The organism is Convivina intestini (assembly GCF_003096575.1).
GTDB classification, from domain to species: Bacteria; Bacillota; Bacilli; order Lactobacillales; family Lactobacillaceae; genus Convivina; species Convivina intestini.
In genome coordinates this window covers 171,135-193,708 of record NZ_QEKT01000001.1, presented here as the reverse complement: position 1 = coordinate 193,708, position 22,574 = coordinate 171,135, and the positions used below count along the sequence as shown (strand labels likewise).

The 22,574-nt window shown below is 37.8% G+C and carries 22 protein-coding genes and 2 pseudogenes; 15 read left to right on the top strand and 9 right to left on the bottom strand.

Annotated features, from left to right (window positions below):
• The first annotated feature begins 135 nt into the window (after positions 1–135).
• From C7384_RS00940 to C7384_RS00910, 7 genes and pseudogenes are all read left to right on the top strand, one after another.
• Positions 136–2,199 (top strand): annotated as a pseudogene (locus tag C7384_RS00940) (DNA topoisomerase).
• A 77-nt stretch (positions 2,200–2,276) separates the two neighbouring features.
• On the top strand, positions 2,277–2,816 hold the full coding sequence (locus tag C7384_RS00935) for a YagU family protein (RefSeq protein WP_089937534.1): 540 nt from the start codon (positions 2,277–2,279) through the stop codon (positions 2,814–2,816).
• 304 nt (positions 2,817–3,120) lie between these two features.
• Complete coding sequence (locus C7384_RS00930; RefSeq protein ID WP_089937532.1) at positions 3,121–4,065, top strand: phosphate/phosphite/phosphonate ABC transporter substrate-binding protein; 945 nt, start codon at positions 3,121–3,123, stop codon at positions 4,063–4,065.
• Between the two features lie 39 nt (positions 4,066–4,104).
• Positions 4,105–4,908: a phosphonate ABC transporter ATP-binding protein gene (gene phnC, locus C7384_RS00925; protein WP_089937530.1), complete on the top strand. Its 804-nt coding sequence runs from the start codon at positions 4,105–4,107 to the stop codon at positions 4,906–4,908.
• Positions 4,889–5,671 carry a phosphonate ABC transporter, permease protein PhnE gene (gene phnE / locus C7384_RS00920; RefSeq protein ID WP_089937528.1) on the top strand — a complete coding sequence of 261 codons (783 nt, stop codon included), beginning with the start codon at positions 4,889–4,891 and terminating at the stop codon, positions 5,669–5,671. The genes phnC and phnE (C7384_RS00920) overlap by 20 nt, the downstream gene beginning before the upstream one ends.
• Positions 5,668–6,462, top strand: coding sequence for a phosphonate ABC transporter, permease protein PhnE (gene phnE, locus C7384_RS00915; RefSeq protein ID WP_089937526.1), 795 nt, complete (start codon positions 5,668–5,670; stop codon positions 6,460–6,462). The genes phnE (C7384_RS00920) and phnE (C7384_RS00915) overlap by 4 nt, the downstream gene beginning before the upstream one ends.
• Positions 6,463–6,511: 49 nt before the next feature.
• Positions 6,512–8,050, top strand: coding sequence for a bifunctional metallophosphatase/5'-nucleotidase (locus C7384_RS00910; protein WP_089937524.1), 1,539 nt, complete (start codon positions 6,512–6,514; stop codon positions 8,048–8,050).
• A 97-nt stretch (positions 8,051–8,147) separates the two neighbouring features.
• On the opposite strand, the gene C7384_RS00905 is transcribed toward C7384_RS00910, so the two are convergent.
• A complete protein-coding gene (locus C7384_RS00905; protein ID WP_089937522.1) occupies positions 8,148–8,612 on the bottom strand; it encodes a CPBP family intramembrane glutamic endopeptidase in 465 nt (154 codons plus the stop codon).
• Between the two features lie 7 nt (positions 8,613–8,619).
• On the opposite strand from C7384_RS00905, the gene C7384_RS08090 reads away from it, so the two are divergent.
• Both C7384_RS08090 and C7384_RS00895 read left to right on the top strand, forming a co-directional pair.
• Positions 8,620–8,763, top strand: coding sequence for a hypothetical protein (locus C7384_RS08090; protein ID WP_165806749.1), 144 nt, complete (start codon positions 8,620–8,622; stop codon positions 8,761–8,763).
• 608 nt (positions 8,764–9,371) lie between these two features.
• Positions 9,372–10,614 (top strand): annotated as a pseudogene (locus C7384_RS00895) (DNA cytosine methyltransferase).
• A gap of 249 nt (positions 10,615–10,863) precedes the next feature.
• Here C7384_RS00895 and C7384_RS00890 read toward each other — a convergent pair.
• Together C7384_RS00890 and C7384_RS08085 are read right to left on the bottom strand one after the other, a co-directional pair.
• Positions 10,864–11,691, bottom strand: coding sequence for a hypothetical protein (locus C7384_RS00890; protein WP_089937518.1), 828 nt, complete (start codon positions 11,689–11,691; stop codon positions 10,864–10,866).
• A gap of 290 nt (positions 11,692–11,981) precedes the next feature.
• Positions 11,982–12,140: a hypothetical protein gene (locus C7384_RS08085; protein ID WP_165806748.1), complete on the bottom strand. Its 159-nt coding sequence runs from the start codon at positions 12,138–12,140 to the stop codon at positions 11,982–11,984.
• A 217-nt stretch (positions 12,141–12,357) separates the two neighbouring features.
• Between C7384_RS08085 and C7384_RS00885 the strand changes: the two genes are divergently transcribed.
• The gene (locus C7384_RS00885; RefSeq protein ID WP_089937516.1) at positions 12,358–13,185 is read left to right on the top strand and encodes an undecaprenyl-diphosphate phosphatase; all 828 of its coding nucleotides are present in this window, start codon (positions 12,358–12,360) and stop codon (positions 13,183–13,185) included.
• 97 nt (positions 13,186–13,282) lie between these two features.
• Positions 13,283–14,578 carry an APC family permease gene (locus tag C7384_RS00880; RefSeq protein ID WP_089937514.1) on the top strand — a complete coding sequence of 432 codons (1,296 nt, stop codon included), beginning with the start codon at positions 13,283–13,285 and terminating at the stop codon, positions 14,576–14,578.
• 47 nt (positions 14,579–14,625) lie between these two features.
• Here the strand turns inward: C7384_RS00880 and C7384_RS00875 are convergent, their stop codons facing one another.
• From C7384_RS00875 to C7384_RS00855, 5 genes are all read right to left on the bottom strand, one after another.
• On the bottom strand, positions 14,626–15,393 hold the full coding sequence (locus tag C7384_RS00875; RefSeq protein ID WP_089937512.1) for a DUF4097 family beta strand repeat-containing protein: 768 nt from the start codon (positions 15,391–15,393) through the stop codon (positions 14,626–14,628).
• Positions 15,390–15,977: a DUF1700 domain-containing protein gene (locus C7384_RS00870; RefSeq protein ID WP_089937510.1), complete on the bottom strand. Its 588-nt coding sequence runs from the start codon at positions 15,975–15,977 to the stop codon at positions 15,390–15,392. Before C7384_RS00870 ends, C7384_RS00875 begins: the two co-directional genes overlap by 4 nt.
• Before the next feature lies 1 nt (position 15,978).
• On the bottom strand, positions 15,979–16,284 hold the full coding sequence (locus C7384_RS00865) for a PadR family transcriptional regulator (RefSeq protein WP_089937508.1): 306 nt from the start codon (positions 16,282–16,284) through the stop codon (positions 15,979–15,981).
• A gap of 121 nt (positions 16,285–16,405) precedes the next feature.
• Positions 16,406–16,735, bottom strand: a complete 330-nt coding sequence (locus tag C7384_RS00860) for a type II toxin-antitoxin system YafQ family toxin (protein WP_089937506.1) — start codon at positions 16,733–16,735, stop codon at positions 16,406–16,408.
• A complete protein-coding gene (locus tag C7384_RS00855) occupies positions 16,732–17,013 on the bottom strand; it encodes a type II toxin-antitoxin system prevent-host-death family antitoxin (RefSeq protein WP_089937504.1) in 282 nt (93 codons plus the stop codon). Before C7384_RS00855 ends, C7384_RS00860 begins: the two co-directional genes overlap by 4 nt.
• 211 nt (positions 17,014–17,224) lie before the next feature.
• On the opposite strand from C7384_RS00855, the gene C7384_RS00850 reads away from it, so the two are divergent.
• Positions 17,225–18,253 carry a serine hydrolase domain-containing protein gene (locus C7384_RS00850; RefSeq protein ID WP_243400689.1) on the top strand — a complete coding sequence of 343 codons (1,029 nt, stop codon included), beginning with the start codon at positions 17,225–17,227 and terminating at the stop codon, positions 18,251–18,253.
• Positions 18,254–18,313: 60 nt separating this feature from the next.
• Here the strand turns inward: C7384_RS00850 and C7384_RS00845 are convergent, their stop codons facing one another.
• The gene (locus tag C7384_RS00845) at positions 18,314–19,315 is read right to left on the bottom strand and encodes a YeiH family protein (RefSeq protein ID WP_089937500.1); all 1,002 of its coding nucleotides are present in this window, start codon (positions 19,313–19,315) and stop codon (positions 18,314–18,316) included.
• Between the two features lie 227 nt (positions 19,316–19,542).
• Between C7384_RS00845 and C7384_RS00840 the strand changes: the two genes are divergently transcribed.
• The 3 genes from C7384_RS00840 to C7384_RS00830 all read left to right on the top strand — a co-directional run bounded on the left by C7384_RS00840 (position 19,543) and on the right by C7384_RS00830 (position 22,563).
• Positions 19,543–20,835 (top strand): adenylosuccinate synthase, encoded by a 1,293-nt coding sequence (locus C7384_RS00840; protein ID WP_089937498.1) that lies wholly within the window; start codon positions 19,543–19,545, stop codon positions 20,833–20,835.
• Positions 20,836–20,861: 26 nt separating this feature from the next.
• Positions 20,862–21,815: a GMP reductase gene (locus C7384_RS00835; protein ID WP_089937496.1), complete on the top strand. Its 954-nt coding sequence runs from the start codon at positions 20,862–20,864 to the stop codon at positions 21,813–21,815.
• A 64-nt stretch (positions 21,816–21,879) separates the two neighbouring features.
• Positions 21,880–22,563, top strand: coding sequence for a YjjG family noncanonical pyrimidine nucleotidase (locus C7384_RS00830; RefSeq protein ID WP_165806747.1), 684 nt, complete (start codon positions 21,880–21,882; stop codon positions 22,561–22,563).
• Positions 22,564–22,574 lie beyond the last annotated feature (11 nt).

The following is a 22,574-nucleotide window of genomic DNA, read 5'->3' as shown; positions in this document are numbered from 1 at the left end:
TAGCCCAGTGAAATTATATACGGTGTAAATTTATACTTGAAAGGCGTTAAAAGCCCATATACAAGTGTTTCAACGCCTTTTTATGCTATAGTAAATGAGTAAAAGCTTCATATCAAGCCATCAAAGGAGCGTATCGTGCCGAAGTATCTAATTATTACCGAAAAACCGAGTGCCAAACGTAATTTTGAAAAAGCACTGGGTGGTGCGAAGGGACAAATTAGTGACTATGATTATGAACTCGCGAATTTACGCGGGCATGTTATGACCCTAAAAGAACCAGCTGATCAGGTACCAGTCGACTTAAAAGCCAAATATAAGTCCTGGAAACTACAAGATTTACCATGGGATTTACATGATTTAGCTTGGAAACGTACATATATTAGAGCTTGGAATCCTCGTAGTAAAAAATTAGAAAGTACAAAAAGTCTAGTTGATTAATTAAAGACTCAGGCTAAAAGTGCTGATGCCTTAGTGATTGCTACGGATACCGACCCGTCAGGAGAGGGAAATTTATTAGCCTGGGAAGCCATTGATGCCATCAAATGGCAGGGACCGGTTTTTCGAGCCAATTTTGCTGATGAGAGTCAAAAAAGTATTGTGAAAGCCCTAAACCACTTAGTGGCAATTGAAAGCAAGGAAAAGCACGGCGCTTACCAAAAGGGATTAACTCGTAACAAATGGGATTTCGCTTCTATGCAGCTAACCCGAGCGGCCACGACTTTGACTAAAAAAGAGGGCTATTTCCTAGTTTCACGGCAAGGTCGTCTGAAGTCAGCCATGTTACTTAAAATCTATCAGCAACTCGAAGCCATTAAAAATTATCAAAAAATTCCATTTTTTGAATATCGATTTAAAGATAATCAAGGAAATATCTATGCTCGACCGGTCGAGGCTAAGCAAGAGTCAGTACCATTTCGTTATCCAACGAAAGAAGCTTTGGCAAAATCGGAATCCTATCCGGATACTGTCAATGTAAAACAAGATTCGATAACGGAAAAAACAAGCAAGCCACCGAAATTGTTGGATTTATCTTCCTTGTCGGCCATCTTAGCCAAAGAGGGTTATAAGGCCAAAGAAGTGTTATCAACTTATCAAAAGCTTTACGAAGCGCAGTTTGTTTCTTATCCACGTACCGAAGATAAGACCATCACACCGGAGCAATTTAACGACATGGTCCCGTTGATTGATGATATTGCGCAATTAGTAGGTACTGATACAAGTTTATTAACCCACCGGCAGCCCCGTGCTTCTCATGTCAAAGAAGAGGGCGCCCACGGAGCTAATCGGCCTGGTACTAAGGTGCCAGCTAGTTTGGATTCCATCAGTAAATACGGTCCTTCGGCTAAGCGAATTTATGAAATATTGGCTAAGAATTTCTTAGCCATGTTTGCTCCAGACTATCGTTACCAGCAAATTAAAGGATCAATTGTTGAATATCCAACATTTAAAACTACGTTGAATATACCAATTTCAATGGGCTGGAAGGCTGTTTATCAAGACCAGGATAATGAATCAGACGATAATCCAACGATTAAACAATTGGGTAAGCAGGCCAAACCACTGATTCATGAAGGACAAAATCCTAAACCAACAGCGCCAACCTGGAAATGGCTCAAAACTTTTCTTGAGAAAAATAATATTGGTACCGGAGCTACTCGAACTAGTACTTATGGGGAGCTATCTAGTGGTAAAAACGCCTATATCATCGATAAAAAAGGAAAAATTGATTTAACAACGGATGGGAAGGCTGTCGCCATTATGGCTCAAGGAACTTGGTTAGCTCATCCCAAAATAACGAAACGAGTTTTTGATATTTTTGATCAGGTTGGTAAGTTTGAAATGAGCGCTGATCAGGCGTTAGACTCAATTGTTAAAACAGTTGCTCATGATATTCCGGTAATGGAGGCCAATGCCCAACTTTTGGTGGGGCAGTTGGGTGAACCCAAGAAAGCTAAAAGGGCACCTGCAAAGACGAAAGACAAAGTAACGGGTCAATGGCAGGGGCAAGAAATTTCCTTTACTGCTGAATTTTCAGGGCATAAATTCACGCCAACAGAAGTTGCCCAACTCTTACAGGGGGAAACGATTGCCTTTGAAGCCCGCAGTAAACGGGGAAGCAATTATCATGTTTCTGGTAAACTGGCTAAACAGACTTATCGCAAGCGCTCTTTTGTGGGTTTTAAGCCTGAGTTTAAGTAATTTAATATTTATTGATTATTCAGGAATAAAAGACTATACTCTTTATTGTACAAAAATTCACATTACAGGAGATTGTTATGTTTTCTTTAACTAAGCCACAAGCTAACTTAAAAGAAATTATCGTTAAAAGTGTTTGGTTCGGTCTAATCGCTGGAATGATTTCTGGGATGGTAAAAATTGGGTGGGAAGCTATCTTTCCACCACGTACCATTGCCCGTAATTTAATTAATCCACCGCAACATATGGCCATGCAAATGGGGATTCCCAAGAAATTAGTTGAATCATATGTTTACTTCTCACAAGATCAAAAGGTATTTTGGTTCACATTGATTTTGCATTTTTCTTTCGCCATTGCTTTTTCAATTTTATATGTCTTTGTATCTCAGTATTGGCCTAGTGTTGGCTTATGGCAGGGTGCTGCTTATGGTATTGTTTTATGGATTGTGTGGCATGTTGTTTTGATGCCGGCTTTTGGAACAGTCCCAGCCCCATGGAATCAACCATTTGATGAACACTTTTCAGAGTTCTTTGGACATATTGTGTGGGCCTGGTCGATTGCGGCTACAGTTTATTATTTAATTGCCAAAGACAAGAAGGGTCATTTGGTAAATATTTAAAGAAGCAAGGACAAATTAGTATTTTAGTAAACCTACTCAAAGAGAGTAGGTTTTTTATTTATTAAAAACGAAAGACGGTGTTGTAATTTAAAAACTAATAAATAATATTTTTGTTACAATGTTCGTATATTTATATATATAATTAAATTTTATGATAAATGTTCGTGTTTATTTGCTTTTTTCTGTAAAAGAACAATTGAATGTTATCAAAAAATAGGCGATACTATTATAGTGTTAAAAATCTAAAATGTTTAAATCATATGTTTTCACGCGTATGGTTAGCCCTATCAGGAGAAGGAGAACAATGAAAAAATTCCTTGTTGGATTGATTATCTACATCATTGCCATGACCGTCTTTTTCACCCTCACCGCCAGTGATGGTAAATCAAATTCAGCGAATAACCATGCGCATAACGGGATGGATTTAAAAGAGCTTAATATTCAATTTGTTCCATCCATTCAGTCAGAGACTTTGTTAGCTAAGGCAAAGCCGCTGGAACAATTACTTAGCCAGCAACTCGGTATTCCGGTTCATGTTTCCCTTTCAACCGATACGAATTCAGTCATTGAAGCTATGGGTTCTAAAAAAGTTGACATGGGCTTTCTATCACCAGATGCCTATGTAACAGCCCATCGAGAATATGGGGCTAATGTAATTTTACAGTCAACTCGCTTTGGTATCAAAGATGATAATACTGGTGATTCGACTGGAAAATTGACGGATCGGTATCATGCAATAGTCATTGTGGGTAAGGATTCCAATATTAAGACTGCCAAAGATTTAAAAGGGAAGAAAATTGCCGTCCAGGGGCCAACTTCGACTGCCGGTTACGTTTTTCCAGCTGTTGAATTGAATCAAAAAGGCATTAATATCACCAAAGAATCAACATTGGTACAAGTTAAAGGGCATGATCAAGGGGTATTGGCGGTCTTAAAGGGAGACACGGATGCGACCTTCATTTTCGGAGATGCCCGTAATGTTTTGAAAAAGGATCGTCCAGATGTATTTGATAAAACCCGCATTTTGTATACGACTTCTGCTATTCCAAATGATACGGTGACTCTTCGAAAGGACATTACAGCATCGGATTCTCATAAAATTAAACAGGCCATGAAGGAAATTGCCACGACACCGGACGGAAAGAAAGTTCTACATGACGTCTATGCATGGCAAGGAGTTGCCGATTCCAACGATAGTAATTTTGACACGGTTCGCAGTCACAACAAATTAATGGAACGGATTCGTTAATGACACTAGTACCAGAAAGAGTAGGACTAAGAGGAATATATGACTACAAACAAGGGTAACATCATCTTATCTGATGTCTCAAAAATTTATTCAAATGGCACGGTTGGCTTGGAAGATATTAACTTGACATTTAATCACGGGGAATTTGTTATGATTGTTGGCCTTTCCGGATCTGGTAAATCCACTTTACTGCGTGCCATTAATCGTTTGCATGATGTTAGTACTGGAACAATTTTAATTAACGGTGAAGATATCACGAACGCTTCAGGAAATAAATTACATAAATTACGCCGTTCAGTGGCGATGATTTTTCAAAATTATAATTTAGTGAAAACATCATCCGTATATCGTAATGTTATGTCTGGACGGGTGGGGTATTATCCTGCCTGGAAGTCAGCTTTTGGAATTTTTACTAAAGAAGACAAGGCAATGGCCGTGGCTAATTTAAAGCGAGTTAACCTGTTAGACAAATATTATGTAAAAGCCAAAGATCTTTCTGGTGGACAGCAACAACGAGTTGGTATTGCTCGGGCAATGATGCAAGAGCCGTCGGTCATCTTAGCTGACGAACCCGTATCTGGTTTAGATCCTAAAACAACAAAGCTGGTAATGAATGATTTGAAACGTCTCAACGAAGAAGATGGGATAACGATTGTCCTAAATGTTCATTCTATTGGCTTAGCTTTAAAATATGCTAGCCGTATCGTGGGTTTGAAAAACGGTCGAATCGTTTACGATAAATTCATTGAAGATGTGGATAAACGTGATTTTAAGGAAATTTATCGTGAAGCCGGGGACCTTAGCGACAATGGGGAGGCAGATGATGAACCAAACAATCCCTAAACGTCCTTTTATCAAGGAATGGCATGTTAAAGGCTATATTATTTTTCTCTTGCTTAACTTTGCCTTAATTTTATCTGCACGAATAACTGAAGTAGGACAAGATTTTTCTTCTGAGCAGTTCTTTGATCTTTTCGTTAAAATGGCCCATCCAGATTGGTCCTTTTTACCCAGCATCATCACCCCGCTCTTACAAACTGTTCAAATGGCTATTGTTGGAACAGTAATTGGCGGCTTGATTGCCATTCCAGTTGCGCTACTGGCGGCAAAAAATATTGTGCGTAACCCTTTTGTTCGTTTTACGGTTCGTTTTATCATGAACTTGATTCGTTCAATTCCAGAAATGCTTTTAGCGGCGCTGTTTGTTGCCGTTGTTGGAATTGGTGTTTTATCTGGAGTAGGTGCTTTGTCCGTCTTTTCGTTTGGGATGATGTTTAAATTATTATATGAAGCCATTGAGACGATTGACCAGGGACCTATCGAAGCTATGAGGGCTGCTGGTGGTAATCACACCCAAATCGTTGTTTTTGCCGTGATACCCCAGGTTTTAAACCAATATTTATCTTTTGTCCTATATACCTTAGAAATTAACGTGCGTTCTTCAGCCGTACTGGGTTATCTAGGAGCTGGTGGAATTGGTTTGTATTTGAACACAACCCTGGAAACTTTCCGTTATGATCGAACTGCCGTAGTCATCTTAGGTATTTTGGTAGTAGTTATATTGGTCGATGTTCTATCTAATAAAACCCGGGAGGCCTTATCGTGATTACTAGAAAACGTTCTTTATATCAGCATATTCGGCCTTATTTAGTGGTAACACTGGCCATGGTGATTATTGCCTGGGCTTTCTCAGGAATTCAATTTACAGGAATTAAGGATTCAGCTGGTCAAATTTTAGGCGCCATCCTGTCTGGATTATGCCATCCAGATTGGTCTTTTGTTTATAGTGGGCATGGTGAAGATTTAACCTCAGCCTTATTGGAAACCTTGGCCATTGCCTTTTTAGGAACGATTGTATCGGCCATTATTGCTGTTCCATTTGCTTTTTGGGCAGCCAAAGTCACCAAAGGTTTTTCGCTTCGTTCAACTACTGGGAAGTTAATTCTAACTATTATTCGAGTATTTCCAGAACTAGTTTTGGCCATTATGTTTATTAAAGCAGTTGGGCCAGGTGCTTTTGCTGGGGTTTTAGCTATGGGAGTTCATTCGATTGGTATGATGGGTAAACTATTTTCGGAAGGAATCGAAAACTTAAATCGTGGGCCCGAAGAGGCAGTTATTGCAGCTGGGGGTAGTCGTATAGATACATTGAACTGGGCAACCTTACCAGCAATGGTTCCTGAATTTATCAACTATACCTTGTATCGCTTTGAAATCGCTGTTCGGTCAGCCTCCATTTTGGGAATTGTCGGTGCTGGTGGGGTTGGGGCTCCTTTGATTTTCGCCCTTTCTACTCGTTGGTGGTCGCGTGTTGGTATTATTTTAATTGGTATTATTGTGATGGTTACAGTTATTGATTGGGTATCCGGTGCTATTCGGCAAAACTTATTGAAGTAATAAAGCGTAGGTGTAAAAAATATGCTCTACTTTTTGATTGGAGACGCAGATGAAATTACAACTGTTATCGACGTCAGATACCCATGGTTTTTGGTGGGACGATGATTTTATTAAAAAGGGACAAATTCGTTCCGATGGCCTTTTGCGCGCAGCTTCAGCTATGGCGGTAGTGGACAGTCTAGCCCAAGCTCAAGGAGACTGGGTCTTAAAAATTGAAAATGGGGACTTTATTCAAGGATCTCCCTTAACGACGTATATCGCTGAATGTGCAACAGACCAAGCCAATTTGTTTGAAACAATTCCAAAAGCAATTGGATATGATGTACGTGTATTAGGGAACCACGAGTTTAACTATGGCCGTGATTACTTAACTAATATTTTTAAAAATGATAAAACACTGCTAAATGCTAATATATTAGACAGTACAACTGGGCAGCCGTTTATTGGCCAGCCATTTAAAATTTTTGAAAAAAAGGGTTATCGAGTGGCCATCATTGGTTTAACTACTAAAGCGATTCCGCGTTGGGAAAAACCAGAAAACATTACTAACCTTCATTTCGCTGATCCAGTTTTAATTGCCAGACGGCTTGTAACCGAGCTAGCATCACAGGTCGACGAAATTGTACTGGCTTATCACGGTGGGTTCAGCCGAGATTTAGTAAATAATCAGATATTAGAGGAAGAGACCGGAGAAAATCAAGGCAATGAATTACTAAATATTTCTGGTGTTTCGGCCATCATAACCGGGCATCAACATCGATTAATAGCCAATACATACCAGCAAATTCCCATTAGCCAACCGGGCTATCGAGCAGAAGCCATTGGCCAGTTAACGCTTGATTTAGGTCATATTGAACCAGCCCAATCGCGCTTAATTAAAACAGCCAATTGGCCAGCCAACGCTCAACTTAGTAAAAAACTGACCCACATACGAACTGAGCTAGATAATTGGCTAGATCAACCAATTGGACAATTAGCTACTGATATAGTTTTGACTGATGTCGCCCAAGTTCGTAGAACCGGACACCCTTTTGTGGATTTAATTAACCAGGTACAACTTGCTGCAACTGGTGCTGACCTTGCTGCAACTGCGCTTTTTAACGATGAAATGCCTGGATTCCATAAAATTGTTACCCGTCGCCAACTGTTAGCCAACTATCCCTTTCCCAACACCCTGGTAACCGTCGCTATGACAGGTAAACAGATTAAAGAAGCCCTTGAAGTAAATGCTGGTTATTTTACCTTAGAAAACGGGGAAATAAAAGTTAGTGACCGCTATCATTTTCCTAAGCAAGAAGATTATAATTACGATCTTTGGGCTGGTTTGAATTATGAATTTCATCTAAATCATTCTTTAGGGGAGCGTGTAACTGTTAACAGCATCCGAGGGCTGCCCTTTAATCCTAGTAAAACATACTCTGTGGCAATAAATAACTATCGGGCTACTGGCGCAGGCAATCCTATTTTTGCTCAGGGAAAGGTCCTTCATCGTGGAAAAATTCCACTAACAAGGTTAATTCAAAACTATTTGCAGCAACATCCCGATTTGGTTTTAAAAACAAAGAAACATTTTAAAATACAATCTTGACCACTATAATCAAGTAAGTGGTGTATTCAATTTGTTGGTTAGAAATAAAAGGGACCGAATATATTTTCGGTCCCTTTTGCTTAAAACAATAGAATGTTTAATTCAATGACTGCTTAATGTTTTTCACTAATTGTGGTGTATGTTTACGATCATACCAGAGAAAATATACCACTACTAATATTGTGAAATAACCAAAAATTGCTAGGGCAGCGGTTTGTATTGATGAATCAATGCCTGTATTAGGAGCTCTTAGAAAATTATTCGTAAAATGAACGGCAACGGCATACCAAATGCTACCAGTTTGTACGTAAATAAAGGCAAAAGTAAGGCCACCCAAAATTGAAATAATGACTTGCATAACTGTGAGAGGAAAAGGAGCATGGGTTAGGTTAGTGAAATGCAGGAGGCCAAAAATAGCACTGGAGCTTACAATCGATAAGATTAATTTTTTGTAAGTATAATCGTATTTGATAACATAGGTTAAAAATGCCCCTAGCAAAACACCTCGGCAAAATAATTCTTCGGGAACACCGCCCATGAGACCGCCGGCAATTCTTTCCATTCAAGGAATGTGGCGTAAACAAAGAGCAGGTAAAAAAGCAGAAAAAGCAAAAAAAGAAATGAATGAAGTAAACGCTGCTAAAGAAGTATTAAACTCTACAAATGCGACACCGGCAGATAAAAAAGTATTCAAGAATTTGCCAAAGCATTAGAATCCGAGGATAATAATATTTCTTCTAAAACTAAAAAAAAATTAATTGAAGAACGTGCAAAATTAACACATACTTATCAAGCTAATCATAGCGTTTATAAAGAATTGATACCTAACAATTTTAGTGTACCCGATTCTGTTGGTTCAAAATTACGTAGATTACGTGATGAAATGGATTTAGCTTCAGCTGAAAAAGATGACGATAGATTTATTTTAACTCAAGGACTTCTACTTCGTGCGTTAATCGAATCTACCGCAACAACGTTATGGATTTAAAAAAAATCATCAAATGAGAATGAAAAACAAATTTCTAACGAAAAGTATAAAAAAAGTACAAGAAAATGCTCACAATTCTATCTGACAATGACAAACTAGAAAGTACTGACTCGGTTGCAAATGCGATGACTAGGATTGATCAAATTAAAATGATAGAAAATCTAAATTTATTAATGCATAGTTCGGATAATTGGCCAAAATTTGAGCAACTTAAAGCAATTTGGGATGAAGTTAATGAGTATTTGATGAAATCTTTTGAAATAATCAGTGATTAATACATTCATTTAAAAGAGAATAATAGTCTATTATCTTTATAGGGAGACGATTCTTAATATGGTTAAGAAAAAAATTATTGACCTGTTTTCTGGAGCTGGCGGACTAACGGAAGGGTTTAGGTCTGATTTTGATATTATAGGTCATGTGGAAAAAGAAAAAGCTGCCATCCAAACTTTAAAATTGCGTGATGCATATCATTGGCTGAAAAAAATAATAATCTAGACTTGTACTATAAATTTTTAAACCAAGAAATCACTAAAATACAGCTATTATCTTACGTGCCGCAAGAAGTTTTACATCGTTCTATAAATGCAGAAATTAATGATGAGACGATTCAAACAATTTTAAATAAATTTGATGTATTACTCGGTAAAGAACAAGTTCGTGGTGTTATTGGTGGTCCACCATGTCAAGCTTTCAGCACTATTGGGCGTGCACAGAATGCACATAAAAAAGCAACGGATGGCAGAATTTATTTGTATCGTTACTATATTGACTTTTTAGAGCGCTACTCCCCAGATTTTTTTGTATTCGAAAATGTTAAAGGGTTACTAAGTTTTAAAGACGCTGATGGGGAACCACTTTTAGCTAAAATAATTAAAGAATTTAATGAAGCCGGTTATTCTTTAGGATACCGTATTGAAAATACTAAGAATTATGGCGTTCCACAGTCGAGAGAACGCATAATCATATTTGGGGTCCCTTTAGGACACGAATCTCTCATTGAATCTTTTTTTCAACTTTGGAATCATTTCAAGAACCCGAAGTTAGTCTTGAAAAAGCATTAAGTGATTTACCATTCGTTAAGGCAGGCTCACAAAATAATGTATACAATAAAAAACCGACTGAATATGTTGCTTTACATTATCGTTTGGATTCTAGAACACCTCTGACCCAAAATATCGCACGAGCAAATAATATAAACGATCTAAAAATTTATAAGGAAGTGGTTAAGTCAAAGCACGAAGGCCATAATATGAAATACAATGAGCTATCAGAACGATTGAAAACACACAAACATCAAGATAAATTTTTAGACCGTTATAAGGCGTTAGATTATAATCGTCCTTCACATACCATAGTTGCACATATAGCGAAGGATGGACATCATTATATTCATCCGGATATTGACCAAAATCGTTCAATTACATTGCGTGAAGCTGCACGAATTCAAGGTTTCAGTGACGATTTCTATTTTGAAAATTCTCGAACCGCTGCATTTATTCAAATCGGCAACGCCGTGCCTCCAATTTTTAGCGAAAAAATTGCGAAAGCAATTAGGGAACTAAATCTTACTTAATACTTTTTATGATCACCGATAGATAGCTAGTTAAAAATTGGCAAAATTATTTGTAAAGATAATGATAAACGATTAATAGTTGTTTGGGATGTTTACGACCTATATAATCGACGATAGGTAATAATTCCATCACTTTTGCGTATTTAAAATCAATGAGATACTGTAAAAAGCCTTTAAATTCATCATCTTACGTGGGAGACTATCTAATCTTCACAACATCAGTAGATGGATAAATTAAAGGCTTTATTACTAATTATTGTTGTTTTCTTTATCAATAATTTCAAATTGGTTATCGTAAAGAGACCGTGCGTTTTCAATCAGGTTGTTGAATGTTTTAACTTCAATATGATTATCATCGAATTTACTGAGTTGATTCCGATCCATCCATTTTTCCAATGCTTCATCTCCTACCACTACTACAGCTTTTATTTCACCAGCCCTGTGTGATTCTTTATGGTGGGCTGGTGCAGCGTTAAAAAGGCCTTCGCGGTATTTATCAATTTGTGCAATCAGAGCCATAGCATTAGGCGTGGAGTATGTGGTACTTGTTTCTCGTTTAACTTCAACAATCACAGGAAAACTCTCTTCAGATACATAAACCAAGATATCTGAAAAACCAGTTATCTTTTCATTGGGGTTATTGGGTAAACTAAACTTATAATATTTTTGCTGAGTGATTTTTTGGTTGTCAATGCGTTTATTGTCCCAGTATGGGTTTATAAGCCAAGCGTTCTTAGCTAGGCTGTTCTCAAAAGTTTTTTCCTTTTCTTTTTGTTCTTGTGCATTTTCCAAAGCTCGTATAACACCAAGGCGATCTTGCAATGTTTGCTGAATACGCCAAGCTTGATTCATTTCCAAATCCTTAAATAAATTTTTAAATATTTGTAGTTGTTGTTCGGTGTCTTGATCCTTAATTGTGTCCGCAGTTTTCTGTATACTTTGCGAAGTAACAAGGGAAAAAATACTTGGTCCAAGCATTTCCATTTCAGTTTTTCTAGTTTTCAGATCTTTATATGATGTTTCTGCAAAAAAATCGACAACAAGTCGGCTGACGTTTTTTTGTTTTTCCTCATCCATATTGTCGTAAATTTTTTGTAAACGAGGAACGTTCTGAAATAAATTCTGTAATTCTGTCTGTTTTGATGCGGTGACTTTTGCCCGTAAACTTTTCCATTATCAATTTTTACTCCATTTTTTAAGTTTAAGGTTCAACTAATTTTACTATAGTCTGAAATACCTATTTAGATCAATTTTTATCTGAGAACTATTTTTTACAAAGAAATACTTGAGAATTATAAAATACTTTGAGGAAAGCGTTAAAAAATCGATATTACGTTAAGGGTGATGATATCTGCAAAAAATATATTTTAGTTTACATAATATATATTATCGAAAGTTGCTAAATGTAATTCATTGGCTTTGAGTTCCTTAGCCAAGTGCTGGCTTGATTCTTTAATTGAACCATTAGGTTCCACCAGTGATACCCCCTGACCGGTTATTAAGAGAGCCGGTCTTTTTTCTGCCATCCGAATTGTTATTTTGAATTATCATTTATAAATTCCTTTTTATATCAATAATTGAATAGTATTATATTAAACATAAGTAAAATTATGGAGCAGATACAATGGCTAATACATTAGACGGTTACATTGAAAAAGAATTAAATGACTCAGTCTTTGCTACTCTTTATGAGTCAGCAACAAAACAATTGGAAAACACTGTTACTTTAGGAGAATTTAAATAATGTTAGATATTTTAAAGGCCATTATTATTGGTATCGTTGAAGGAATTACCGAATTTCTTCCAATTAGTTCCACTGGCCATATTGATTTAGTTAGTCAATTTGTCAAAATTAATCAAAACGCTGACTTTATGTCGATGTTTGAGTATGTCATTCAATTTGGTGCCATTTTGGCCGTGATTATTCTATACTTCAACAAATTAAATCCATTCAGTCCTAAAAAAACGACAACTGAAAAGTCACAGACCTGGTCATTATGGTTTAAAGTGGCCATTGCTTGTTTACCATCAGTCATTATTGGTCTACCACTAAATGACTGGATGGACGAACATCTACATACACCATTGGTGGTAGCAAGCATGCTGATTTTGTATGGTATTTTGTTCATCGTCATTGAGAATTTGTACCGTAATAAAAAGCCACAATTTATAAATTTTAGCTCAATTGGTTACAAAACCGCCCTATTTATCGGGGCCTTCCAAGCGCTATCAATTGTTCCAGGAACTAGCCGTTCGGGAGCTACCATTCTAGGCGCTATTATTCTAGGAGCTAGTCGTTACATTGCGACCGAATTCAGTTTTTTCTTGGCCATTCCAACCATGTTTGGGGTTTCAATTCTTAAAATTGGTAAATTCCTACTGAAGGGTAATACCTTCACCGGCGAACAAATGCTAATTTTGGCGACCGGAACGATAGTATCGTTTGTAGTTGCGATTATAACCATAAAATGGTTGATGAAATTCGTACAATCACACGATTTCAAGCCATTTGGATGGTATCGAATCATTCTAGGAGCCATTGTCCTGATTACACTCTTCATACAACATTAAAAGCAAAAACCACTACATGATAAAAAATGTAGTGGTTTTTTAAATTTATTTAATATATACTCTTTAATTATAATTTGGTGAGAAAAAAGGAGATTATATGAATAAAAACTCTATTAAACATCACAAAATAGGATTTTGGAGTATCGTTCTTTTAGGTGTAAATGCCATTATTGGATCTGGTATTTTTTTACTACCAAATGTAGGAATGAAACTATTTGGTCCGGCAAGTATTATCGTATTGCTTTTTGATGCCTTACTGGCCTTTGTCATTGCCCTATGTTTTGCTGAATGTGCTAGTTTTTTTAGTAAAACTGGGGGACCTTATCTATATGCCAAAGCAGCTTTTGGTAATTTTGTCGGTTATGAAGTCGGCTTTGTTACCTGGGCCATTCGTATTATTGCCGAAGGAACCATGTACGTTGCCTTCGCAATAGCTTTAAGTGGATTTTTCCCTCCCTTAGCTCACCCAATGGCTAAAAATATTATAGTAACCATTTTGGCCATTGCTCTAATGATTTTAAATATCAGCGGTGTCCGTTTAACAACCCTAATTAACAATGTTGTCACAGTCGGTAAAATTGTTCCGATTTTATTAGTAATCATCGTGGGCTTATTTTTCATCAATGGCAGTAATTTCCATCCTTTTTTCATACCAAATTTAACCCACACTAGTAACTTTGCTACAGCCGCTATTACCCTCTTTTACATTTTTACCGGTTTTGAGGGCGTGGTCGTAATTGCCGGCGAAATGGATAATGCTAAAAAGAATCTACCAAAAGCCTTGGTGCTCTCTTTACTATGTGTCGCAATCACTTATATCGCCATCATGATAGTTAGTATCGGAGTATTAGGCCCTGATTTGGCCAAGACTGCTGTGCCATTAAAATCAGTCTTTGAAAAGTTGGTTGGTCCTTGGGGTGGTATGTTAATTTCACTAGGAATGATTCTTTCCGTTGGCGGAATCTGTGTTGCGTCCTCTTTTATCACGCCGCGTTCGGGCGTTGCTTTAGCTGAACAGAAAATGATGCCGGCCATTTTAGCTAAAACAAATCGTCGTCAGGCCCCTTATGTCGCCATCATTGTTTCAACTTGTATCTCCTTAATAATCGCTTATTCTGGCACTTTTACTGCTCTGGCACAAATCAGTGCGGTTTCACGTTTTGCCCAGTATATTCCGACTTGTTTAGCTGTTCTAGTATTCCGTCGCACCAAACAACAAGTTGGGCATTCCTTTAAAATCCCATTTGGTCCTTTGGTACCCATATTAGCCTTGCTTACCTCTGGATGGTTGTTATTTCATATTCAAACCTCCAATGTACTGTGGGGTCTGGGGGCTTTAGTTGTAGCCATTCCTTTCTACTTCATAACAAGGCAAAAAAATCAGTCTAACTAAATAGCAAAAAACCAACTACATTGCATGAAGTAGTTGGTTTTTACTATTTAAGACATGGAAACATCGCCATTGTTATTATCAATGAATAATGTCGCATTTCCAGTATTATCACTTTTATTCTTATCAGTCATAAATTCCCCTTTAATTGTTTTGACTGAGTATGGTGGTAAGTTGCTACCACTAAAATGAATATCACCATTATTATTGGAAATTTTACCGCCCTCTGTTATCTCAGATTTCACAACGATGTCGCCATTATTATCAGAAATGTTTGCAGTTTTCATGGTATTACTGTATAGCATAATGTCACCTTCTTGACTATTTAAAGTCACGACTGCAAGTTTACTATGAGATAAATGAATATCTCCAGAAGTACTGCTAATTGAAATATTTTTGTCATCAAAACCATTGGGAATGGTAATGATAACTTGTGGAGAGTTATCATAAAAACCAGTGATATTAATTTTTAGATTACTATTTTTAGTAGATTTAGATTGAAGTGATAAAGTTCCTGATTCTTCATTAAAAATAAGTGGTGTTTTCAACTGGGAATCATTTGATTCTATTTTAAAAGCTTGTCCATGTTTGACAACTACGTCAGTATTTGCGACTGATAGGTTTATATTTTTAATCTGCTCCGTACTTACCTCTGATGGTAGGGCAAGTGTTGTTAGCTTATTTTTATGATTTTGACCGTATACAAATTTACCATTTTCCCAGGCAATATTTCCTGGCCGAGCCACATAAAAGGCGGTTGTGGCCATGATGATACCAATTAAACTAGTGGCTAAACCTACAATCACAACTTTTTTCATTTGCTAGACCCCTCTTTTTTAAACTTGGTTTGTAAATATTTGGCAATTTTTAGGCTTAATGAAGAAATTAGTTTGATGACTGTTGGCATAAAAGACAGAATAACAGTCATTAAGCCGCCAATAGCTAGGCCGATTCCCACATAAAATAGTCCACCCCAAAGAGATTGACTGATTATTGCTAGCCCGCTAACTATTGTTACTAAACTAGCAAAAATTAAACTAATCGAAACTACTATAACTGTAAAAATCAATGTCACAAGTATTATCAAAGGTACAAAAATAAGTGTTATCAGAATAGGAATAGAAATTGGCAAAGAAAGAATCCCCAAAATAACAATCCAGAGTACCCGAACATCTTTATGTTTTACTGGTTCGCTTTGTCGATCATCGTGTAAATCGTTATCCATAAAATAATCAAACTTTAATTTTTGAGCAAGATTTTTCGGATTACCTAATTTAGTAACCAATTCATCTTCGTTAAAACCAGCATCTTCGATATATTCCTGATAATAATTAATGATATTGTCCTGCTCGGACTGCGGTAGTTCCTTCAAATGTCGCTTTAAATCCTCTAAATACTTCATATTATTCTCCCAAAATACTATTAATCTGAGTGGCAAATTCGTGCCAATCTTGCTTTAACTCTTTTAAGCGAACCCTTCCCTGGTCAGTTATCTTGTAGTATTTCCGACTGCGTTCTTCAAAGATAACTGTGTGAGTTTCTAGTAATTCTGCTTTTTCTAACCGGCGTAAAACTGGATAAGTAGTCGAATCCGAAATATGGGTAATTTCTTGGATTTCTTTGGAAATTAGATAGCCATACAATTCACCTCGGTCTAAAATTTGCAGTACTACCGCATCCAAAACTAGCGTGGGTATTTTTAGTGCCATTTTTTGCTCCCTAAATATATTATATATAGTACTATACAACAGATAGTACTATATGCAATGAAATATGCAAAGTATTTTTCCAAAATAAAAACGATACAAATCAAATCGACTTGTATCGTGGTTATTTATATTTTTGATTAGCGTTATTAAATAAGGTTTGATGAGAACCAACTCGCACACCGACTAGAATTAATTCATCGTAGTCCCAACGATAAACAACTAAAACATCATTGATATCATTGGGGTTAGTTCCCTTGGGTGTATCACGTAGATGAAATTCCTGATACCCGCTCCAACGGCGTTGTAGAGGGTGATCGCCAAATTCTTCTGGCAAACGACCGGCTTCTAACAAGATATCAATCGCTTCCCGGACCTCATCAACAATGCTACTATCCAGTTTGGCCAAGCGTTTTAAATCATGTTCAAAAGTTTTACGAGGCTTGAATTTCATTTGAATTGGTTCCAGTAAGTATCATCTGATTCAACCGCCTGAGTATCATCTGCAATTACCCCCTGCTGAATCAACTGGTCTCGAGCGATGGCATAATCTAAAGAATCTTCCCGAGCCGAAACAGCCTTTTCCAACCAATTTAATTTTTCTTGGCTAATTACGGTCGCAGTCCGACCATTCGTGCGCGCAATATAAACCGTTTCATTATCATCGGTTACTCGATCTAGATAGTCTTTAATATGTTCGCGAAAATCACTTTGAGTTAAGGCAATGGTCATGAATGCACCTCCATTTGTATTTATATTGTACATGATTATGTACTTAAAGTCAGCAACTAGTCAAAACAACAGCTAGTTAGCTTGTGAATTTATCTCGACTTGAATTGTAGTATACTGGGACTTAAATGTATAAAATTTGAAATAATAGGAAATCACAATGATTTATCGATACATATTACCCATAATTGGCTCCGTTTTAACAATAGTTCTCGTGCTGGTCTTGCTAATTAGCAAATTGGGGTCTAGCCCTAATTCGTCCACCAGTAAATCTTCAACCACCAAGCAACAACTGGCTAAGGTTGATAATAAAGGACTTTCCGACTTACTGAAAAGTGAAAAATTTTCTGGCGTAGCGCTAGTTTATCGACGCGATAAAATTGTGTTAAATCAAGCCTATGGTTATGCGGACCAAAAAGAGAAACAGGACAACCAAATCAGTGACCGTTACTATATTGGCTCAGCGCAAAAGTCAGTGATTGCCACCGCCGTCCTTCAGCTGGAACAGCATGGCAAATTAAAAGTAGACCAACCGGTTAGTCATTACTTTTCTGATTTTCCAAACGGCGCCAACATTACTTTAAAGAATTTACTAAATCACACTAGTGGTTTAAATGAATTAAAAGAGAATGGCAAAAGCGTTACCCCTAAAGAATTAGTTCATCAAATCATGGACGCCAATCCTAACCCGGAACCCGGTTCATGGCGGTACTCCGACAGTAATTATGCCATTTTAGCCTATATTGTCGAGATGGTTAGCAAGCAGAATTTGGCTGATTACGTCCAAAAAAACATTTTTAATCCGAGTGGCATGGTTGATTCCGGCTTTAATCCTAGTAATAAAAAGATCAATCATTTGACAACCAGCTACCGCACCAAAGATGGTAATTTAAATCCAGCTCGGATTCCTTATTTGTCAGAGTTATTTGGTGCCGGTGATATGTATACCAATGCCGTTGATGTGTATCGCTTTGATAAGGCTTTGATGCAAGGCGACCTATTAAACGAGCAAGAACGAGCTAAAATGTTTGATCCCGGCAGTCGTTCAACTTATGGCATGGGTTTTTATGTTAACCCTAGCAGTTACTCTAGCCATGGCATTTTGGGTGGTTTCAACACCATCAATACCTTTACCCATACCGGAAAAACTTATATTGTCTTGATTACCAATACCGACCAAGTATCAGCTTTAGGCAAACTATCGGATAAAATTTATCAGTATTTAAGTCAGCAGGAGTCATAAACCCATCCTATCAACAATATTTACCAATCTAAAAGAGCGTACCCATGGGTGCGCTCCTTTTTATTTAAAGAAAACAAAGATTAGAATCAACGCCAAGATAACTTGAATAGCACCGACCAAGGCCCCATAAGAAATAAATTTCACGCCACTCTTTTGAATGGTTGACCATTTTAGATTAAGCCCGATGGCGGCCAAATTCACAACTCCAAAGAAAGAAGTAACTGTGTGGCATATTTGATGGATTGGCTCGGGCAAACTGACAAAAGAATTAATTAAAATTAACACAATGAAAGCTTGAATATACCAAGGCAGGAACGTGATTTTTGCCTTACCGGTCGCACCTTCTTCGTCATGGTTAGTTTTACGAGCCCAATAAGCCATACCGACTACGACTAAAGCCAACATAATCACCCGCAGTAACTTAAACAGGGTCGCATAAGTAGTTACTTGATTATTAACCAAGGCTGCCGTTCCGACTACTTGCCCGACCGATTGAACCGTGCCACCAATTAAGGCCCCAATCAGAAGGTTATTTTGACCAAAAATCCACTGACTTAAACCGGGTAGTGTTAATAGTAGCAACATCCCGGTTAGCGATACTGTCGCCACGGCTGTCCGACGGTCATTATCTCGTGCCCCAATCGCTGGGGCCACCGCTGCAATGGCACTACTACCACAAACCGCGTTACCAGCTCCCATCAATAATCGATCAGCAATATCGACTTTGAAAATATATTTACCCAAAGCATATACAATCGTAATGACCAAAATCATATTAAGGATAATGAAACCGATTCCTTGCCAGCCCAACTTAGCAATCGTTTTAAGCGTCAAAGTTGCTCCCAATAAGGCAATACCAATTTCAATCGGGTATTTTTCGGCCCATTTAACACCACTATTATATTTTTCTCCACTAAATATGGTATTCCCTAACAGAATTCCCATTAACATGGCCAATCCTTCCGCGCCAATTTGTGGCAAATAATTCGCTAGAGCCATTGCCACCAATGAAAGTAGCAAGGCTAAAAGAATGCCACTCCACTGTCCCTTTTTTATTTGCATATTTTTCTTCCCTTCTATATCTTATTAATTTACCAAACTAGGGCGCTTGTGTAAAGTTATCAAGAAAAACACGAACAATGTACAATATAAGTATAAAATATTAGCTTTTATTAGATTTTAAAAGAATTAAAAACGAATATTATTAGGGTTTAACTTGCTTTCTTTTATAAAAACCTTTACAATTCATTTGGTTCAAAAAAGAAAAATAGTAGATATGAGGTAAATATATGTCGTCAATTGTAATTGTCGGAAGCCAATGGGGTGACGAAGGTAAGGGAAAGATTACTGATTTCCTTAGTCGCCAAGCTGATTTTGTGGTTCGCTACTCCGGTGGAGACAATGCAGGCCATACGCTGGTCATCGATGGTAAAAAATTACACGTACAGTTAATTCCTTCGGGGATTTTCCTACCCCAAGTTACCAATGTTATCGGAAATGGTGTCGTGATTAATCCCGCGACCCTCTTTGCCGAACTTGATTATTTGACACAAAACGGCGTAAACCCTAAGAACCTTCGAATCTCTAGCCGGGCGCAAGTCATCATGCCCTACCACATTCAATTTGATGCCCTTCAAGAGAGACTAAAGGACAACCAAATTGGCACAACTCACAAGGGAATTGGCCCAGCTTACATGGATAAGTTGGAGCGAATTGGTATTCGGGTTGCTGACCTCTTGGATCCAGAAAGCCTGGCCGAAAAATTACACCAAGCTTTAAAAATTAAGAATTTACAGTTAACTAAATTATTTGATGAAGAACCATTAGAATTTCAGCCAATTTATGACCAATACTTAGAATTTGGTCAACGGATGAAGCCTTTTGTAACCGATACTTCCTATTTAATTAATGAAGCCTTGGATCAAAATAAAAAAGTCCTTTTCGAAGGCGCCCAGGGTGTGATGTTAGATGTTGATCACGGAACCTATCCCTATGTCACATCTTCTAATCCAATTGCCGGTGGTGCAGTAACCGGAATTGGTATTGGCCCTAATCGGATTAACCAAGTTATTGGTGTATGTAAGGCCTATACTTCCCGAGTTGGAGATGGTCCTTTCCCAACCGAACTATTTGATGAAATCGGTAGCCATATCCGTAAAGTTGCCCATGAATACGGGGTGGTAACCAAGCGTCCCCGTCGAATTGGCTGGCTTGATGCTGTGGTTTTGCGCCATGCTAAGCGGGTTTCTGGTTTGACCTATCTTTCATTGAATTGTTTGGATGTCTTAAGTGGCCTAAAAACTATTAAGATTGCTACCCAATACGAATTAGATGGCCAATTAATCGATTACTATCCTGCTAGCAATCGTGAATTAGCTCGTTGTAAGCCAGTTTATGAAGAGCTACCTGGCTGGGATGAAGACATTACTGACTGCCAAACCCTTGATGATTTGCCAGTTAATGCCCGCCATTACTTGGAGCGTGTAAGTGAATTAGTCGACTTACCATTAGACACCTTTGCGGTTGGTCCAGATCGTGAACAAACCCACGTCTTAAAAAACGTTTGGGATGTTACTGAATAAGCGCTCAAAAATAAAGGGGAATTTTAATGCAAGTATTTGATTATGATGACGTTCAACTGATTCCAAACAAATGTATCATCGAAAGTCGACGTGAAGCTGATACCAGCGTCACATTAGGCGCTCGTAAGTTTAAACTTCCCCTAGTGGCGGCCAATATGGAGACCGTGATTGATGAATCATTGGCTACTTGGTTTGCCAGTAACGATTATTTCTATGTCATGCATCGTTTTAAGCCGACTGAACGTTTAAATTTTGTGGCCGACATGCATGCCAAAGATTTATTTGCTTCTATTAGTGTCGGAATTACTAAAACTGAGTATCAATTAATTGATGATTTGGCTGCTAAAAATTTGGTCCCAGAATATATTACGATTGATGTGGCTCATGGGCACTCTGAATTTGTGATTGCCATGATTCACTACATTAAAGAAAAGCTCCCTGCTACCTTCTTAATTGTTGGTAACTTAGGGACTCCTCAAGCCGTTAAGGAAATCGAAGCCGCTGGTGCTGATGCTACTAAGATTGGTATTGGTCCAGGGAAGGCTTGCATTACCAAGTTAAAGACTGGTTTTGGTACTGGTGGTTGGCAATTAGCGGCCTTGAAATGGTGTGCTAAGGGCGCTACCAAGCCTATCATTGCGGATGGTGGTATTCGAGAAAACGGTGATATTGCCAAGTCAATTCGTTTTGGCGCAACCATGGTCATGATTGGCTCTCGTCTAGCCGGTCATTTGGAATCACCTGGTGAAGTTGTTGAAGAAAACAATAAAAAGTATAAAAAATACTGGGGTTCTGCTTCAGCTGTTCAAAAGGGTTCTAGCCACAATGTTGAAGGCCGTCAGTTACTAGTACCCTACCGTGGTCCAATCACCGATACTTTGACTGAAATTAAAGAAGACTTACAATCTTCGATTTCCTATGCCGGCGGTAAGGATTTATCGGCCATTCGTACAGTCGATTACGTTATCCTACACTCTTAACCTAATCAGTCTAGACATGGTAAACTAATACTAGAATTGTAAAAATTTTAGGGTGGTAACAACCGTGTATAAATATTTAATTTTTGATTTGGATGACACTGTCTTAGACTTCTCGGGCGGTGAAGCTGTCAATATTCGACGAATCTTTGCAGGGCTAGGCTTAACTGACGATGACCTGACGAAAGCTATTGACACCTACCGTGGGATCAATCATAAGCTTTGGGGCCAGTATGAAATGGGAAAAATTCCCCGCAACGAAATTTTTGAAGTTCGTTTCACTAAAACCTTGAAGGCCTTGAACCTAGAAGGTAGCGGGATGGATTTGGAAGCCAAGTATTATGACATGATTTTGCATAATTACCGGATTCTTCCCCATGCTAAGCATATTTTAAATGAATTAGGTCGTAAGTATACTTTGATTGCCGGTACCAACGGACAGGCTGAACTTCAACGGATGCGCTTGAAAAAGACCGATATTGAACGTTATTTTGATCAGATTTATATTTCTGAGGAAATGGGTAGCAAAAAACCTCAAGCTAGCTTCTTTGATCAAATTTTCCAAGATAATCCTGAAATGACCTTAGACAACACCGTAATGATTGGTGATGGTCTCTATACTGATGTGCTGGGTGGTAATAATTACGGTATCGCTACCTTGTGGATTAACCATCACGGTACCTCCACACCAGAAAATATTGACCCTACTTACGAAGTTCATACCCTTGATGAAATCATGGACATACTATAAAAGCCACCTTG

Bases quoted from the DNA above. Each gene is read 5' to 3' on its own strand.
- C7384_RS00935 (WP_089937534.1), top strand. From the start codon at position 2,277: ATGTTTTCTTTAACTAAGCCACAAGCTAACTTAAAAGAAATTATCGTT.
- C7384_RS00875 (WP_089937512.1), bottom strand. From the start codon at position 15,393: ATGAAAAAAGTTGTGATTGTAGGTTTAGCCACTAGTTTAATTGGTATC.
- C7384_RS00905 (WP_089937522.1), bottom strand. From the start codon at position 8,612: ATGGAAAGAATTGCCGGCGGTCTCATGGGCGGTGTTCCCGAAGAATTA.
- C7384_RS00910 (WP_089937524.1), top strand. From the start codon at position 6,512: ATGAAATTACAACTGTTATCGACGTCAGATACCCATGGTTTTTGGTGG.
- phnE (WP_089937528.1), top strand. From the start codon at position 4,889: ATGAACCAAACAATCCCTAAACGTCCTTTTATCAAGGAATGGCATGTT.
- C7384_RS00885 (WP_089937516.1), top strand. From the start codon at position 12,358: ATGTTAGATATTTTAAAGGCCATTATTATTGGTATCGTTGAAGGAATT.
- C7384_RS00860 (WP_089937506.1), bottom strand. From the start codon at position 16,735: ATGAAATTCAAGCCTCGTAAAACTTTTGAACATGATTTAAAACGCTTG.
- C7384_RS08090 (WP_165806749.1), top strand. From the start codon at position 8,620: ATGTGGCGTAAACAAAGAGCAGGTAAAAAAGCAGAAAAAGCAAAAAAA.
- C7384_RS00845 (WP_089937500.1), bottom strand. From the start codon at position 19,315: ATGCAAATAAAAAAGGGACAGTGGAGTGGCATTCTTTTAGCCTTGCTA.
- C7384_RS08085 (WP_165806748.1), bottom strand. From the start codon at position 12,140: ATGGCAGAAAAAAGACCGGCTCTCTTAATAACCGGTCAGGGGGTATCA.
- phnC (WP_089937530.1), top strand. From the start codon at position 4,105: ATGACTACAAACAAGGGTAACATCATCTTATCTGATGTCTCAAAAATT.
- C7384_RS00870 (WP_089937510.1), bottom strand. From the start codon at position 15,977: ATGAAGTATTTAGAGGATTTAAAGCGACATTTGAAGGAACTACCGCAG.
- C7384_RS00855 (WP_089937504.1), bottom strand. From the start codon at position 17,013: ATGACCATTGCCTTAACTCAAAGTGATTTTCGCGAACATATTAAAGAC.
- C7384_RS00930 (WP_089937532.1), top strand. From the start codon at position 3,121: ATGAAAAAATTCCTTGTTGGATTGATTATCTACATCATTGCCATGACC.
- C7384_RS00880 (WP_089937514.1), top strand. From the start codon at position 13,283: ATGAATAAAAACTCTATTAAACATCACAAAATAGGATTTTGGAGTATC.
- C7384_RS00890 (WP_089937518.1), bottom strand. From the start codon at position 11,691: ATGGATGAGGAAAAACAAAAAAACGTCAGCCGACTTGTTGTCGATTTT.
- C7384_RS00865 (WP_089937508.1), bottom strand. From the start codon at position 16,284: ATGGCACTAAAAATACCCACGCTAGTTTTGGATGCGGTAGTACTGCAA.
- C7384_RS00835 (WP_089937496.1), top strand. From the start codon at position 20,862: ATGCAAGTATTTGATTATGATGACGTTCAACTGATTCCAAACAAATGT.
- C7384_RS00840 (WP_089937498.1), top strand. From the start codon at position 19,543: ATGTCGTCAATTGTAATTGTCGGAAGCCAATGGGGTGACGAAGGTAAG.